The following is a 16,172-nucleotide window of genomic DNA, read 5'->3' as shown; positions in this document are numbered from 1 at the left end:
CTGAAATACTAATCTACTTTCAACCTCTCAGCATGTAAACTGCGTGGTAAAGATTCCAACTCTTTTGCAGCAGTGAGTTCTTTATTTTTTGCATGTATACCAAGCTTATTGAATTCTCGGGCAGCAGGAAACACTCTTGCCTCAAGCGAACCAGCAGTTTTATTGTAATGATCAACAGCACTTTTTAAGCTTCTGCGTAAATTATCAAAATTTTCGCCCATTGTGCAGATTCGCTCATATAAAATATGGCCTAGTTCACTTATTTTCTTTGCATTTTCAGCTATCATCTCTTGCTTCCATCCATAGGCTACTGCCCTAAGTAGCGCGATTAAAGTGATTGGTGTTGCAATAATTACTTTTTTTTCTATTCCAATTTCTATCAAAGCTGGTTCACATTCTAGTGCTGCGCTGAAAACCCCTTCTCCTGTTAAAAAAAGCACCACAAACTCTGGCGTATTTTTAAATTGGTTCCAATATTCCTTTCTGCCTAGATCGTTTATATGTTTTTTTATCGCCAGAGAATGATTCTTCAACTTTTCCCTTTGTATCTGCAAATCATTTTGTGACATAGCATCCATATAAGAATCAAGTGGCACTTTAGCATCTATTATTATTTGCTTTCCTGATGGCATTTTTATTATTAAATCAGGACGTAACAAATTATCCTCATTTTTATCAACCACTGAAGCTTGAGTAAAAAAATCGCAATATTCAACCATTCCCGCCATTTCTACCACTCTTTTGAGCTGCATTTCACCCCACTTACCCCTAATGTGAGGTTTCCTCAGGGCGTTAGCAAGGTTAGAGGTTTGACTCATTAATGCTCCAATTTGCTCCCTTAAACCTTCATAGGCCCCTACCCTCTCCTTCTCTAGCTCACGTATTTCACTGTCGAATTTTTCTAATTTTTCTTTTATTGGAGTGATAACTTCGTTGATCGTTGCTTGCCTTTTTTTGAAGTCACTTTCTGTTTCTTTTAGCTTATTATCGATCACTTCTTTTGCTAAGTTCAGAAAATTATTATTGTTTACCTGAAGAGCATCAAGAGAAAGTGCTTTAAAAGTGTTCGTAAGCCTCTCCTCTGCTTTTGTTAGTAATTCTATTTCCTTTTTCTTTTCTTCACGCTCTTTTTGAAGAATTACTTCAAGTTCTGCGTTCCTCACTTTCAAATCAACTATTTCCTTATTTTTATCTACTAAAGACTGTTTTGCCTCTTGAAGTTCATGTTCTACTTTAAGTAAATTCTTCTCAAGATTCTCACTAAATTTTCTGTTCTTTCTTACAACAATATAGAGAAATAGTAGTAAAAAAAGGAAATTCAATACAAAAGCTATAGAATTGAAAAGCATCAGAACACAGAAAAAACCGCACTCACAATACTATCTAATTTTTTTATATATAAAAAAGAAAAAAAGAGCACCTGAAGAGATGCGCTTACTGAAGGGCTTGGTTTGCTAATTAATAACCGTTTTCTTCTACACTTGGATTAGTAACAGAATGTCTTTTTATTGAAAATCTTATGTAATAGTTATTTTTATAATATCAAATAGCACATATATTAACAACTCAATTTTACTCTCATTATTACAATACTTACATACCAGTTACTTCACTAAAAACTTAGCTTCAATCCGGCCAAAAGCACATATCCGGAGTTATTATCTTCCACTGCAAGCTCCTTAGTACTAAATCTTACAATATCAAAGTAATATGAAGTACCAACAGCTAATGGATATTCAAGACTGAAAGCCTGTGATGTTAATTCGTTTGTACCTTTGTCTGCAATATCCCTAACACTATTAAAATATGTTAAGCTCACTTTACGAGAATCAGAATGATAAGCAATACCTGCATTTACATAATGCATATTATTTGTTTCATGACTACGCTTCTCACCAGATTTACCACCATTCCCGTACGACAAAATGCAATCAAGTTCAAAAAGCTTTAGTTTCACACCAAAATTCCAGTGTAGTAATTGATTATGACACTGAAGATCGCTAGAATTTTTGTTTGTACAATCAGTTAAATTTTCCCTTGCAAATTCACCAGTCAAAGCAGTAGTAAAATTTATTTCATCTGATAGGGCATTTTTATAGGAAAGACCAGCGGCTATTAAATTATTATATTGTAAATTATTTTTACCTGGAACATAACTGAATCCAAGTTGAAAGTTATGAATTTCAGGAGAAATATAGTTTATCATTGGTTGTTTTAACTTCAGCTCTAGTCCATTATAGTCGCTGTAAACATTGGGTTTTACCCAAAATACCTTGTCCTTATCATACCCAGGGTCATCATCTTTTTTTCCATTACCGCGCAGATTTGCATAGTTTGTCCAATGACCATTTATTCCCCCAGCAGCTGTATAAATTTTTGAAGTGTTAATTAACATACTCTGACTAACTAAACTTCCTTTACCATATTCAAATGATCCAAACTCCTGATTCTTTATGATAAAATACCACTTCTCCATTTCTAACTTTTCTATGTCTAGTGCCTTTAAGTTTGCAATACCAGAAACTCCCGCCTTAACATCAAAACCCATTTTAGTATTTGGATAAACTTGCTGTAAATAAAGCAAGCGCAGGTCTGAATAGCTTGAGGTCTTGTCTTTTGTAGAGCTAAAAGAATCTCTGTTGAAAGCGTAGCAAAATCTTAAATCTATTTTTCCATCTAGTTCTGCATAAAATATCTCCTTATCTAGAATTACCCTAGCATTGACACTCCCTACCACGAATAATAATGAAAATAGTTTGATCAGTAACCTCATAGTTAAGCTTAAATTTTAAATATAAGCTTAATAGAAATAAAACAATTCTTATATTGTTTAGAACTTAGATACTACAAACCAATTAATGACAAAAGCGTTTAAGCATTCTTCACACTATGTTTTTGAATTATATTTCCATAAATAATTGATATACTTGGTAACTTTCGCTTTAGTAACTGCTTATTAATGGTAGAATATATACGACTAATTATTTTAGATGTGTTCTTTGCATCACAGTTAATCAAAATAAAAAGCACCTTATTCTCATCAATAAATCCTAGAAAATCATCACTACGGCAATTTTTATAAAATGCTCTGTGATCATACTCAATGCATCGTTTATCTCATTAAATTTATTATTGAAGCCTATTATTCCTATAACTGCATTAATTTGATATTCAAAGGCAAAATTCAATATGACATATAACTCCAAAATCGTTGAATCATTGTCTGGTATATCAAACAAGTTGTGTTTTTTATATTTCTTACCCATCAGATATTTATCCCTAAACATTGCTAGCTTATGAAACAGGCTAATGTCACGTATCAATAGCTCATAATTAATCTTGCTATTAGTAAATTGAGTTGTGCGAAAAACTTTTACCTTTGTTTTTATATCTTCTCCTTTAGCGTCGATTAAAGAAAAGCCTATCACTTTTGGCAATATATCGGGCAAATCGCGCCCATCTTCAGTATACTCCAAATAGCTTTTCATATCTTCAGCTGCTCTTTTACTTAAAATATTGATTAACGGCTTATTAAGTAAATTCTCTCCCTCACATTTTAATAAATTCCTTGCAGCTTGATTGAGTCCCAAGATTAATACGTTCTTTTTCTCATTATCCTGACAAACAGATATCACAGCATCATCTTTCCTTCTTTCAGTTATAAAATCTTCCATATCTTCTCACATATAACGTATTTATAAGTATAATAAGATTGTATTAAAATTCATTTACCCATTAATATACTTGATAAAGTATAGAAAAATCGTCATGTTGCTGCATGTTCTAAGTCATGATAAAGGAATCAAAATTACAAATATAATTTTGCTTATTCTCTTTATACCTTCACTACAACAACTTATTTTGCTGTATTGGATTAGATGGTTGAATATAACCTAAACTACTGTAACACGATTCTTCGTATGAAGGTAGTAGTTCCTCAAGCGGTGCTGAAGGTTGTACTTTTTCATAATTGTCAGAAGGAAAATTGTCTAATTCTTTATTATTAGTTGCCTTATCCATACATTTTATTGGTTGCTCTATATAGTCTTGTATTTCTTTTGTAAAGCTATGATTTAGATAACAACTTGTTAAGTAAGCTACACCTGCTACTGTTAGTGCTAATGCTACAAAAACTAAAGGTGAAGCTCCTATACACCTAAAAACCTTTACTTTATACATACTCATATGAGCAGGTGGGTCAATGGTTGTTGCCAAAAAAATAAAAAAACCAAGTGAAAAAAATATTAACACGCAAATTCCACCCAATGAACAAGATCCTAACGCTACTTCTTTTAATGATTCTTCGTTTTTCTTTTTATTATTAAGGCTTCGATACATTTTATTAACGTTAGTATTGCTAATATAATCTTCTAGTTCTTTTAAAATTTGAGTCTTTAACTCTTCAATCTCATTATCTATTAACGAATAGTTTTTTTATACCGCTGCTTCAATTGAACGTCTAATACTGATTTACCACCATTGAGAAGATTTAAAATGTCTTTTTTGCATAACTCAATCTCCTGAGAAATTTTAGAATCGTTTTGTCCTTTTATATCTTGATCCACTTTATCCTGTAGTTTTTGACCAAAATCTTTAAATACAGTTCTGCAAGAAAGGTATTTTAATATAATAGGTAAAGCTAGCTCATTTCCCTTACTAAGCAAAGATAAAAGCTTCAAAGCGAAAGAATTAGGTACTGCCTCTCTTGGTAGAATTAAAGTGAAATCTTCCAATACTTGGCAAACTAATTTTATTGAAGAATCTTTAAACCCTTTTGTACCAAATTTTAATGAAGCAAAAAATTCTTCTAATTCTTCAAAAGGACAACTATTTTCCTCTAATTTTACTTTTATAATATTGCTTAACATTGTAACTCCACTAACCGTTTTATACATGTAGCTTAACACTATTTTAATAATTTATTAAGAAAGTTTTATTATTAATTATAATATTTAATAAAATAAATAGACTCTTTTACATTTCATCTGCAAGAATCTTTTCCTTAGTTTGTAAATAAAGATTTTCTGAATCTAATTGCCGCAGGTTACGTTTAGTAATATAATCTCATATTAAATAAAACTTTACCTAAGTTTATGCCAGACTCTACGTTAGTTTTAACAACTATTCTTATATTCTTCATCTTTACGTTGTCACTTTTTTTTATAAAAAGGATATTTGGATCAACGAACAAGAAGATAATAAAATCCTTCAGAAAAATTGCTCAGCAGATTAATGCGCTAGAGCAAGAAATGCAGAGCTTATCTGATGAGGATCTTGCTAGTAAAACTGCGGAATTAAAACAAGAACTGAAAAATGGAAAAACACTAAATGACCTTCTCGTACCTGCATTTGCGGTTGTACGAGAAGCATCACGAAGATTCCTTAACATGAGGCATTTCGACGTTCAGCTAATTGGTGGCATGGTTCTCCATAATGGCATGATATCAGAAATGAAAACAGGAGAAGGAAAGACACTCGTCGCAACTTTAGCCGCATATCTAAATTCTTTAGAAGGAAAAGGTGTGCACGTCGTAACTGTTAACGACTATCTTGCAAAACGAGATACAGAGTGGATGAGTAAATTATATAATTCTCTTGGAGTTTCTGTTGCATTTATTACAAATAATTTGACAGACGACGAGAGAAAAAAGGCTTATAGCGCAGATATCGTATACTCAACAAATAATGAACTTGCCTTTGATTATCTACGAGATAATATGAAATTTTCTCAAGAAGATATGGTTCAGAGAGGCTTCAATTATGCAATAGTAGACGAAGTAGACTCCATACTGATTGATGAAGCGCGTACTCCGCTCATTATTTCTGGCCCACTTGAGGAAAATAATCAGATATATAAGCATATCAATAAAATAGTAATCAAATTAGTTGATTCTGACTATGAAGTCGATGAAAAGAGTAGAGCAGTGTTCCTCACTGAAAATGGCATTTCACGAGTGGAGGAATTACTAAAATCGTATAACCTCATTCCTGAAAATTCCTCGCTCTATGATACTAGCAATATTATACTGACTCATTATATAGATCAAGCACTTCGTGCACATAAGCTGTTTACTGCTGATAAAGATTATATAGTGAAAAACGGTAAGGTGGTAATTATTGATGAGTTTACTGGGCGCATGATGGAAGGTAGGAGATATTCTGATGGTCTTCACCAGGCACTGGAGGCAAAGGAGAATCTTGAAATTCAGCATGAAAGTCAAACTTTAGCATCAGTCACATTTCAGAACTACTTTCGTATGTACAACAAACTTTCTGGTATGACAGGAACAGCAGCAACAGAGGCAGAAGAATTTCGTGATATATATAGATTAAATGTAGTAAAAATTCCAACTAATGTGCCTGTTAAAAGAATAGATGTTGATGATGAAATTTATGGCACAGAAAAAGAAAAATTTAGTGCTGTATTGAAGTTTATAGCGGAATGTCACAAACGCCTTCAACCAGTGCTTGTTGGCACTGTGAGTATTGAAAATTCTGAAAAACTTTCCGATCTTTTGAAAAGCCATTCTCTTAAGCATTCAGTATTGAATGCTCGTTATCATGAACAAGAAGCGTATATAATAGCGCAAGCTGGAATACCAGGCAGCATTACTATAGCAACAAACATGGCAGGACGTGGAACTGATATTCAGCTTGGTGGAAATGTTGAAATGATTGCAAAAATAGAGCTCGAGAAAATAAAAAATGCTGATGAAAGAGAAAAAAAATATCAAGAAATAGTCAAAAGAGTAAAAAAAGATAAGGAAATTGCTATAAAAGCTGGTGGCTTATGTGTTATTGGAACCGAAAGGCATGAAAGCAGGAGAATAGATGATCAATTACGTGGACGTTCTGGCCGCCAAGGTGACCCTGGACTTTCTAAGTTCTTTCTATCACTTGAAGATGATTTAATGAGGATATTTGGTTCTGATAGAATGAGGAATTTTTTGCAAAAAGTGGGACTAAAGAACAACGAGGCTATTCATCATCCATGGATTAATAAAGCACTTGAAAAAGCACAGAAGAAAGTTGAAGTTAGAAATTATGATGTGCGGAAGTCTTTGCTAAAGTTTGATGATGTAATCAACAATCAACGTAAAGTTATTTTTAAGCAGAGAAATCATATTTTAAACAATGAAATCAATGATTTAGTTGAAGTATATAGTGAAGTAAATGAGGATATAATAGAAGGTATAGTACAAAGTGGTTATTACGAAGATTATGTTGAAGATATTGCAAAAGAATTCCACATAAGATACGGGATAACGCTTAATCTAGAAGAGTTTTTGAATAAACAAGAAGCCTTGGATTATATAAATGACAAGATACAAGAATTTTTTACTGAGAAAGAAAAATATTTCAATAGTCAACAAACTACAGATTTGTGGAATACGATAGTGAAACAAGTGATGATCATGACACTTGATCATTTATGGAGGGAGCACCTTTCGGTCTTAGAGAGCCTAAGACAAAGCATAAATTTGCGTGCCATGGGGCAAAAAGACCCACTGAATGAATTTAAACGCGAAGCTTTCTTAATGTTTGAGTCGATGCTTGAAAAGTGGGGGGAGCTTACCATTCACCGCCTAGCGCACTTTAAGTTGCTAGACAATCAAGAAATAGGCAATAGGTCACGCTCTACTAAAAATAGCAGACTTCCAAAAGTTTCAAGAAATGACAAGTGCCCTTGTAACTCTGGAAAAAAATACAAACACTGTCACGGTGCAGTTGCCGTAGTGAATTAGTTGTTGCAAGCACATTATAGCTGCTATAGCTAACCGAAGTAAGATTTGCCCGAGCACTGAAAAACAAAATCAATAGCCGAATTAATATTGGGCCAAAAGGTTTGTAGAGCCTTTCTTATGTCGTGCTTGATCAGAACTTCTCAATCGGATTTAAATCTGGCGAGTATGGAGGCAAGAACAAAATTTTACACCCAATATTTCTATCAAATTTTTCGTCCTTGCAGATTTATAAAAACTCGCATTGTCGAGAACAATAGTCTGTCCAGGTTTAAATACAGGGACAAGTACATTTTCTACATAAGCATCAAAAATCTCCCTGTTGCAGTAGCCATCAATTATCCATGATGCTTTAACTTTTCCTTCATTCAGTGCTCCAATTATGCTTACCCTCTTTCTTTTAAACCCTGGGCAAATAACCTCTTGCCTCTTTGAGACCACCCATATTCATAAAATTCATTGTCCTCTATTCCAGACTCATCTATGTATATCAAGTTTCCTTTATTTATTTCTTCTACTTTTTTTATGAACTCTTTGCGTTTCTCTTTATCTCTTTCTCGATAAAGAAAAGTTTTTTTTATATGTATAGTTTACTTTGCTAAGGTAGTTATATACTGTGCTTCTACACATATTACCAAATTCTTCAATTATCTTTTCAATTCTAATATCCTGATTTCCATTCAGAAATTTGATAAATCTATCCATATCTTTAATCTTATGGCCATATCCTTTGTGATAGCCTGAAGATGGTTTCTGTTTCTTTTTTCTTTTTCCTCCACAAATATATTGGTTTTATGCTCACTTTGAATATTTGACTGATTTTTTTATCGTCATTGTTTTTTTATCGACTCCTTTGAGAACACGTTCTTTCAGATCCTCACTATATGGACTTGGCATCTTCTTCTTTCTCATTACTTATTATACCATTCTAACCAATTTTGCCATATAGCTAAACCTTTCTTGGGTTAGCTATAGATGATAAAATATTTGATTCTAGTTCTTTATAGTCTACTAATCCGGTAGTTCTATTTGCTTGACTCATTTCAAACCTCCATTTTTTATATCAATTTATTACTTTTCTTTTCGGCTTGACACACTTTTTTGAACGTTCCCCACTTTTTCTATCACCTTTTCAAATTCTTCTACAGTTAAGCCTGTTATATTACGAAAATTTCTTGGGTGTTTCTTTATATTGTAGTAACTAAAGCTCATTTTTTTACCTTACTCTATCTGCTTATTCCTCTTCCATCATTTTATCATTACCTTTTGCAGCAGGTCTATTGATGCATGAGTCTGGAATCTAGGAATTCTGATTATATATTAAGTTAGTAAGTATAAAAGTTATGTAAAAATACAACGTTTTTAGTGAGATTACGGAAAGCCAGCGTCACACGCTGGAATGACATCTTTCTTGGTGGACTCAAATCATAATGTTTGTACGGTTGTGGATTTATAACTAAAGCAATCTAGAAAATTAATGATATTTTATTCCCCGGCAAACGCTCTATTTTATTTTCCGTCTCTAGTTCCAAAAGAGCCATTAGAGCTATGTTGGTAGAAAGTCCGCTTGCTAATATAAGTTCATCTATATCAACAGGTACAGAGTTAATATGATCAACTATAACAGATTTTGCCTGTTGTAATTTTTCTTGTTTTTGGTCAGCAACGGTATCAAATAGATTTTTTTGCTGAAGAGGTAAACTAAATCTCACGCTCTCTACTATATCATCAGCGGATTCAACAAGTTTAGCGCCGTTCTCAATTAAATAATTACTACCACTACAGCGTGAATTCTAAAGGGAAACCAGAAACTGCAAACACCTCTCTTCCTTGATTCAAAGCAAAATCTGCTGTGATGAGAGAACCAGACTTTTTTGATGCTTCAATTACCACAACACCGAGTGAAAGGCCAGATATAATTCAGTTTCTTTGGGGAAAATACTGAGGCTTTGGTTTAGTAGCAAATGGAAACTCGGTAATTACTAACCCGCCATTTTCAGTGATTCTTTTGTATAGATCAAAATTTTCTCTTGGGTATACTACGTCAATTCCGCTTGCTGTGACAGCAATGGTTCTCTAATTGCACATAAGTCAACAATAATTTTTACACAAATCAAAATAGCATATTTCCTCCGTAATCTTTAATAATTTTACATAGATTAAGTAGCATGCTTCCATGGTTCTCTCCGCGGTCTGATATGGCTAGTTTAATTTTAGCCAAGCCGCACTATACTTGTTAGGGCGGAAGTGGATGGCAACATGTTGTTTACGAAGTCTACGCTTCAACCATAGCTCTTGCTTATCCCTTCCATCGGCATTACTATCTTTACCTTCAATAAAATTATTGTCCTATACTCCTTTAGTGTTTATTGATAATAAAATTCTGTTTTATCAACCAACATTCTATGCATAATTACAGCTAGTTTTCTTGCTAATGCAACTACTGCTTTCTTTATACCCTTCTTTTTTGCAAGCTTTATTCCCCAGCTTTTTAATTTGAATTTTTTCTTGCTAACTGTCAGTATTGTATGCGCAGCTTCATACAACATATTTCTACATTCTACTGGTCCCATCTTTGATATGCTACCATGACGATTAACTTCTCCAGAAGCGTACTGTCTTGGCGTCAATCCCATATAGGCTCCGACTGTATCAGATGTTTCAAACCTATGTGGATTATCAATTGTAGCCTTATACGTCATTGCTACTATAATACCAACTCCTGGAACAGTAGTTAATAATTTGCAAACTTCGTCTTTCTTGCCTTTCTCTGACAATATTTTATCAAGCTTTTTTATTGATTCTTCTATTATTTCCAAACTACAAACTAATGCTTCAATTGAATCCTTACTGACTTTATCTAGATCTTTTATTGCTTCTTGCACTTTTATGGATTCGTATTCTCTGCTTTGACTAAGCAGAAACTCAGCTATTGCACTGCTCTCACTTGCAACAACTTCTTCTTTAACAATTTTTCCTTTCTCATCAACGATACTAATAAAAGTTTCTTTGAGTGAGATATCTAACCCGCTATAATATTTCATGAGACTACTCCTACTGTAAAAGTTTAAATTATTTTTGAAGAACCAATTCATTGAATTTGTTACTTCGTGCTAAAATAATGGAGTATGTCTCTCCATCATTCAATCGCAATTACAGTATGTTGTTTGTTTTCACCTGCTAAAGATTGTGCTTGTGCTCCATCTACACTTGTTGAATGTTGCTTCAATATGTGATTTAGATATTCTCGTACTTCATCAGTGTATTTAATGCTCTTGTAGCTTAAACTTCTTATCAACACCTTGCCTAAATGAAAAATATTTCCTCTTTCTTGGAGAAATTTGTTATATTCATTGCAGTTACTGACTTTCATTTGCTGTGGCATATTTTTTCTTCAATGGTTAAATGGCTATTCTATAATGAATTTTGTCAGTAACTGCCAGTTCTTTTCTCTTGAGTGATGCAACAAAGCCATCCCAGTGTCAAGCACTGGAATGACACCCATTTCTTTCTAGTGTCCCCTTTCTTGTCATTCAAGTATCCTTTTCTTATCATCCGAGTAGCTAAAACTATGATCCATGTTCATTTTCTGGATTCCAGTCTGGAATGACATTGTTTTAACATTGTACCATATTACAATGTTCATACAGTTGTGATTGGTATGACAAGATAAGAGGTGCTAGAATAATGGAACCGAAGTCATACATAGAAAATAGGTTAGGTATTTTTCAACTTTTGCTATATACTCAAGTAAAAATCTCTCTTTTACAGATGGATACAGTAAAGTTTGTTTTATTACTGCCAACAATACTACTCATACTAGTTGCTGGTGTTTACCTATCGGTTAAACTAAAATGGTTGCAGATATTTAGACTACCGTATGCCCTTTCACTTATTGGAGCTAAAAGAGGAGAAAATAAATTTTCTTCTATAGCTGCTCTGTTTACAATCTTAGGGGGAAATTTAGGAGTAGGAAATATTTCAGGAACTGCTGTTGCTCTAAAAACCGGAGGACCGGGATCCATTTTATGGATGGCAATCATTATTGTTGTTACTTCTGTGATAAAATATGTTACTTGTTACCTAAGTATAAAAACCAGAAAAGAAAAAAATGGACGGTTTATAGGTGGACCTGTAGCCTACATGAATGACTCATTTAACTCTAGCAAAGCTACAATTGTGTTTCTAATTGTTATGGTAATAGTTTCAATAACAGTTGGTAATCTTGTTCAGGTAAATTCTCTATCAATACCACTCAGCATGGTAGATGTACCTGTAGTTATTGGCGGCACTGTAATGGCCATAATATTTTTTGTTGTTGCAGCTCTCAGCTTAAAAAAAATTAAAATTTTTATATCGGCTATGATACCGATAATGACGGTGAGTTACCTTACACTTTGCGGTATAATATTATTTAAGTTTAGTGAAAATATCCTTCCTTCTCTAAAATTAATAACAAGCAGTTTTTTTACAACTAGTAGCTTTAACTCTGGTTTATCTTTAGGTTTAATTTTAGAAATGTTGACTATTATTCAAGTTGGAACTTTGCGAGGTATTTTTGCAACAGATATAGGACTTGGCCTCGAAGGAATTGTACACTCCTCGATTACTCCTAAAAAAAATAACAATAAATTTATCATTGAACAGAGTCTAATCACAATAATATCTCCTTTTATAGTTGCACTCATAGTATTCATTACAACAATGGTACTGCTTGTCACAGATTCTTGGATTACTGATTTAGAGAGCACTAACATGTGCATATTTGCTTTTAGAAAAGCTATGAATTGGCCCTATATTGACTATTTTATTATGACCATAATGTTTTGCTTTGCATTTACTACTATTTTTACTTGGTTTTTTTGTTCAAAACAAACAATACGCTATGTATCTATGGATAATAAATACACCAAAATCTGGACTGTAGTTTTTACCTTAATCATTCCATTTGGTGCAATTGGTGGAGTTAAGTTACTCTGGGATATAGCTGATATCTCGATTGCTGCTTTGCTTTTTATTAACATACTTGCTATACTCAAGCTCACTTCTCAAGATCCAGAAGTATTTACTATGAGTAGCAAATACTTGAAGTTGCAAAAACAGAGCTAAAGCAATATTTTAAGTTGTCATCCCAGTCTGGAATCCAGCCTTTCATGAACTTCATCAAAAATGTTATGTTTTAACATAATAATTTTATGCTCACTAACTGAGTGCGACTTGATCCCAGTGTCAGCTACTAGAATGACATACTTTTTGGTGAAAATTACTCTTATATTATAACGTTTGTAGTTATGAATTTGACTATAGGATCAAGTCTAGAAAAATCTAGATTCCAGACTGGAATGACAACTTAAATTGCTTGATGTGAACATAAAATAGCTCATGTCATCACGTTAGCAATACAACTTCTTTAATAAAAACTAAATCAATTCCCGTAATAATTGTACTAGCTAAGGCTAAAAGGCAGAGGGTTATTAGTGAGGGAAAATATGAATACTCAAAGCACACAACAATATCATGAATTCATTCGAGGATTTTTTACTTTATTCGATGAAATAAAAAAGGAAGACGACCCAATTTATAATTCCAGAGTTGGTTTTAATGCAGTAAAGTTTATAATAAAGCACCCCATCTGGAATTTGGAGATAGATGAAGACAAAAATAAAGCTTATGAAGTTATTCTTCCAGAGCAGAACAAGATAAAGAAAGCCGAACAAAAGCTTGAAAGTGAAGTTAAAGCAAGGTTAAAAGAGTATGTTGATGATATCGCAGGAGTTTCAATATATGGCGATCACGCAAGTATTACACTGGGAGATGACAAAAAAGAGTTTAAAATCAGCGAGTTTTTAAATAGTGACTTTTGTCAGAAGAAAGGAATTTCGGGATTTTCAACGCTGCATAGTGATGGAAAGAGCGGAATGCACGGTTTTGTTGCCGAAGAAGGAGAGAAAAGAATAAGGCATTATGTTGTAACCGATGATTCATATGAAATGACTTTGAATTGGCATGACAAAAATGGAAAAAAATGTACTATCAAAATCAAGATTGATAAAGATGGTGTAGATCTAACTGAACGTAATGGTGTTACTGAGGAACAATTAAAAGCAAACACAGATGTAAAAATAGGTGGCTTATTCCTATATCAAATACAATTCAAGGAGAAAGGACAAGAACAAGAGAAACAACAATCATCTGAAACTTTCATAGAAAGTGATATTAGTAAAGGTATTGGCGTTCAAGCTACTCAAGATCAAGAAGTTGAGTTTAAGCATGTAACGACTAGCACTACAAATTCTAATAACGCATCTGCTAAAAAGATTCCACCGTCACTTCCACCTAGAGCTAGTTCATTACCTAATAATCAGAAAAAAGATGAGCCAATACGGATTAATAGTAGAAATAACTACAATTCTCCATATTCTGATGCTTCTTCAAGCAGTACTATTTTCACCAAGTCTGTAATCTACAATCAAGATAATACACAAGAGGATGAACGGTATGACAATCCTACATTTGCTACATTTGGACATGCTGTACCTGGAAGCCGAAAATCAGATGAAAGTGAGCAAATATCTAATAATCGGCAAAAAGGTGCAATTTTTGATCCTACAACTACTGAAAGCGCTGCACCAGTACAAGACGTTGCATTCAAAAAAGTTAAAGATGCATTTAAGTATGAAAACGCTAAAGAATCACGCAATACTGGAAATAAGCAACCACTAAATGATGTAGCTTCGATTCTTGCATGGAAAGCAAAAAATGAGTTATTACGTAGTGAAAGTGAGTATGATGAAGAATTTTCTGACTTCGAAGATGGTTGGAGCGATAACGAAGATGAGTATATAACGCTTTCAAATCCTCAATCAGATTATAAACAAGAAAAAGATTATCTTAGCACTAAGGAAAACGAAGAAAGAGGAAACGATAAACAAAAAGAAACCGAAGATAAATTACAAGAAAATGAATCTCTAGAATACAGCTCAACAGACATAAAAACAAACGATTCGGGCTATTCATCTCCAACTCACTCTAATCATGACAAATCTCGAGTAAATTCTGGACAGTTAAAAGCGAGCCTAATGAATGTTGAACAAAGAGATGATACCCTACTTGCGGAATTTACCAGTAAGTTGGATAAAGAAACTCAGAAATTCCTGCTAAAACCAGTAAATCAAAAGAAAATGAGTGGGCAAACAAAAGAACATTTATTAGCAGCTGGATTGCTAAAAGACAATGCAGCGGAGAAAGAAATAAACGACTCAGGTTACTCATCTCCAACTTACACTAGCCACTATAATTTTCAGGTCAATTCTGAGCAATTAGAGAAGAGATTAGAAACCATTGAACCAAAAGATACATTGGAAAAATTGAATAAAGGATTGAGAGAACCTTCACACCAGGCTACTAAAGATTTATTCTCAGAAAGTATGTTGAAAGAAATAAAAGAAGGTAAAAAATATGACCCTGTACGTAAGTTATTAGAAAGAAAAGTGGCAGAACAAGAAGCAGAACAAGAAAATGATAATACTAATCTGACTATAGACAAAAATAGCGAACTATATAAATTGCTAGAAAAAGATGCAGCACAACTGAAAGCTGGAATAGTAGAAGAGGAAAGAAAAGATACTTTAACAGAACGCAATGATAGTCCTGATCGCAATAGAATTGCATTAGCAAATAGAAATAGAATCTGGGCTAAACTTATTGCTGAAGAAAAACAAAAAAAGGACACTGGTATTAGTATAGGTTGAAGTGTAATAGTCTAGACTTGATCTGACAAGCAAACAAAGTAAGATAAAAATATAGACAAGTTTTAAAGGAGTGTCAGATATGAATACAACACAAGAAAAAATACTAAAACCAAAGTTGGGATTGCTAGAACTTGCAAAGCAATTAGGAAATGTATCACAGGCGTGTAAAGTAATGGGATATTCAAGGGATACATTTACCGCTTCAAAGAACTGTATGAAACAGGAGGAGAAGAGGCTTTACACGAGATAAGCAAAAGCAAGCCATTGTATGCAAATAGAGTGTCGGAGGATATAGAAAAAGCAGTAGTTGAAATAGCAATAGAGTTTCCAGCATACGGACAAGAAAGAGCAGCAAACGAACTGAAAAAGAGAGGAATTCTCATCTCTGCAAGTGGAATAAGATCAGTGTGGCAAAGAAACGATCTTGAAAATTTTAAAAAGAGGTTAAAGGCATTAGAAGCAAAAGTAGCTCAGGATGGTATCATTTTAACAGAAGAACAGATAACAGCTCTAGAAAAGGCTAAGGAAGAAAAAGAGGCCCATGGAGAAATTGAAACAGAGCATCCAGGATACTTAGGTAGCCAAGACAGTTATTATGTTGGTAATATCAAAGGTATTGGACGAATTTACCAGCAAACCTTTGTTGATACCTATTCCAGAGTTGCTTTTGCTAAGCTTT

Annotated in this window: 12 protein-coding genes and 3 pseudogenes; 4 read left to right on the top strand and 11 right to left on the bottom strand. The window is 33.4% G+C overall.

What is annotated here, in order from left to right:
* Window positions 1-8: 8 nt before the first annotated feature.
* The 5 genes from OUY_RS00585 to OUY_RS06115 all read right to left on the bottom strand — a co-directional run bounded on the left by OUY_RS00585 (window position 9) and on the right by OUY_RS06115 (window position 4,868).
* Window positions 9-1,349 (bottom strand): DNA recombination protein RmuC, encoded by a 1,341-nt coding sequence (locus OUY_RS00585; RefSeq protein WP_139686416.1) that lies wholly within the window; start codon window positions 1,347-1,349, stop codon window positions 9-11.
* Between the two features lie 263 nt (window positions 1,350-1,612).
* The gene (locus tag OUY_RS00580; protein ID WP_139686415.1) at window positions 1,613-2,773 is read right to left on the bottom strand and encodes a porin; all 1,161 of its coding nucleotides are present in this window, start codon (window positions 2,771-2,773) and stop codon (window positions 1,613-1,615) included.
* 277 nt (window positions 2,774-3,050) lie between these two features.
* Window positions 3,051-3,674: a hypothetical protein gene (locus OUY_RS00575; RefSeq protein ID WP_246038515.1), complete on the bottom strand. Its 624-nt coding sequence runs from the start codon at window positions 3,672-3,674 to the stop codon at window positions 3,051-3,053.
* Between the two features lie 172 nt (window positions 3,675-3,846).
* Window positions 3,847-4,338 (bottom strand): hypothetical protein, encoded by a 492-nt coding sequence (locus tag OUY_RS06120; RefSeq protein ID WP_246038513.1) that lies wholly within the window; start codon window positions 4,336-4,338, stop codon window positions 3,847-3,849.
* An 80-nt stretch (window positions 4,339-4,418) separates the two neighbouring features.
* Entirely contained in the window at window positions 4,419-4,868 is a 450-nt protein-coding gene (locus tag OUY_RS06115) for a hypothetical protein (protein WP_246038511.1), read from the bottom strand.
* Between the two features lie 225 nt (window positions 4,869-5,093).
* Here OUY_RS06115 and secA point away from each other — a divergent pair, with 225 nt between their 5' ends.
* Window positions 5,094-7,745: a preprotein translocase subunit SecA gene (gene secA, locus OUY_RS00565; protein WP_010405317.1), complete on the top strand. Its 2,652-nt coding sequence runs from the start codon at window positions 5,094-5,096 to the stop codon at window positions 7,743-7,745.
* Between the two features lie 130 nt (window positions 7,746-7,875).
* Here secA and OUY_RS06790 read toward each other — a convergent pair whose 3' ends face one another.
* The 6 genes and pseudogenes from OUY_RS06790 to OUY_RS06090 all read right to left on the bottom strand — a co-directional run bounded on the left by OUY_RS06790 (window position 7,876) and on the right by OUY_RS06090 (window position 11,127).
* Complete coding sequence (locus OUY_RS06790) at window positions 7,876-7,920, bottom strand: hypothetical protein (RefSeq protein ID WP_410543256.1); 45 nt, start codon at window positions 7,918-7,920, stop codon at window positions 7,876-7,878.
* Between the two features lie 35 nt (window positions 7,921-7,955).
* Window positions 7,956-8,183 (bottom strand): annotated as a pseudogene (locus OUY_RS06105) (transposase); the annotation flags it as partial.
* A 630-nt stretch (window positions 8,184-8,813) separates the two neighbouring features.
* A complete protein-coding gene (locus OUY_RS05890; protein ID WP_010405218.1) occupies window positions 8,814-8,954 on the bottom strand; it encodes a hypothetical protein in 141 nt (46 codons plus the stop codon).
* Window positions 8,955-9,208: 254 nt separating this feature from the next.
* A pseudogene (locus OUY_RS06725) lies at window positions 9,209-9,815 on the bottom strand (DNA-processing protein DprA); the annotation flags it as partial.
* Window positions 9,816-10,108: 293 nt separating this feature from the next.
* Entirely contained in the window at window positions 10,109-10,786 is a 678-nt protein-coding gene (locus OUY_RS00545) for a transposase (protein ID WP_167481340.1), read from the bottom strand.
* A 95-nt stretch (window positions 10,787-10,881) separates the two neighbouring features.
* The gene (locus tag OUY_RS06090) at window positions 10,882-11,127 is read right to left on the bottom strand and encodes a hypothetical protein (RefSeq protein ID WP_167481339.1); all 246 of its coding nucleotides are present in this window, start codon (window positions 11,125-11,127) and stop codon (window positions 10,882-10,884) included.
* A 386-nt stretch (window positions 11,128-11,513) separates the two neighbouring features.
* Here OUY_RS06090 and OUY_RS00540 point away from each other — a divergent pair, with 386 nt between their 5' ends.
* The 3 genes and pseudogenes from OUY_RS00540 to OUY_RS00530 form a co-directional block, all read left to right on the top strand.
* On the top strand, window positions 11,514-12,851 hold the full coding sequence (locus OUY_RS00540; RefSeq protein ID WP_139686413.1) for an alanine:cation symporter family protein: 1,338 nt from the start codon (window positions 11,514-11,516) through the stop codon (window positions 12,849-12,851).
* Window positions 12,852-13,231: 380 nt separating this feature from the next.
* Window positions 13,232-15,493: a hypothetical protein gene (locus tag OUY_RS00535; protein ID WP_139686412.1), complete on the top strand. Its 2,262-nt coding sequence runs from the start codon at window positions 13,232-13,234 to the stop codon at window positions 15,491-15,493.
* A gap of 79 nt (window positions 15,494-15,572) precedes the next feature.
* Window positions 15,573-16,172 (top strand): annotated as a pseudogene (locus OUY_RS00530) (helix-turn-helix domain-containing protein); the annotation flags it as partial.

This window comes from Wolbachia endosymbiont of Leptopilina clavipes (assembly GCF_006334525.1).
Lineage (GTDB): Bacteria > Pseudomonadota > Alphaproteobacteria > Rickettsiales > Anaplasmataceae > Wolbachia.
The sequence above is the reverse complement of the archived record's forward strand: the minus strand, read 5'-3'. Positions and strand labels throughout refer to the sequence as shown.

Excerpts from the sequence above, each read along its gene's own strand:
- OUY_RS00580 (WP_139686415.1), bottom strand. The coding sequence starts at position 2,773 with ATGAGGTTACTGATCAAACTATTTTCATTATTATTCGTGGTAGGGAGT.
- OUY_RS05890 (WP_010405218.1), bottom strand. The coding sequence starts at position 8,954 with ATGAGCTTTAGTTACTACAATATAAAGAAACACCCAAGAAATTTTCGT.
- OUY_RS06090 (WP_167481339.1), bottom strand. The coding sequence starts at position 11,127 with ATGCCACAGCAAATGAAAGTCAGTAACTGCAATGAATATAACAAATTT.
- secA (WP_010405317.1), top strand. The coding sequence starts at position 5,094 with ATGCCAGACTCTACGTTAGTTTTAACAACTATTCTTATATTCTTCATC.
- OUY_RS00540 (WP_139686413.1), top strand. The coding sequence starts at position 11,514 with ATGGATACAGTAAAGTTTGTTTTATTACTGCCAACAATACTACTCATA.
- OUY_RS06115 (WP_246038511.1), bottom strand. The coding sequence starts at position 4,868 with ATGTTAAGCAATATTATAAAAGTAAAATTAGAGGAAAATAGTTGTCCT.
- OUY_RS00585 (WP_139686416.1), bottom strand. The coding sequence starts at position 1,349 with ATGCTTTTCAATTCTATAGCTTTTGTATTGAATTTCCTTTTTTTACTA.
- OUY_RS00535 (WP_139686412.1), top strand. The coding sequence starts at position 13,232 with ATGAATACTCAAAGCACACAACAATATCATGAATTCATTCGAGGATTT.
- OUY_RS00575 (WP_246038515.1), bottom strand. The coding sequence starts at position 3,674 with ATGGAAGATTTTATAACTGAAAGAAGGAAAGATGATGCTGTGATATCT.
- OUY_RS00545 (WP_167481340.1), bottom strand. The coding sequence starts at position 10,786 with ATGAAATATTATAGCGGGTTAGATATCTCACTCAAAGAAACTTTTATT.
- OUY_RS06120 (WP_246038513.1), bottom strand. The coding sequence starts at position 4,338 with ATGTATCGAAGCCTTAATAATAAAAAGAAAAACGAAGAATCATTAAAA.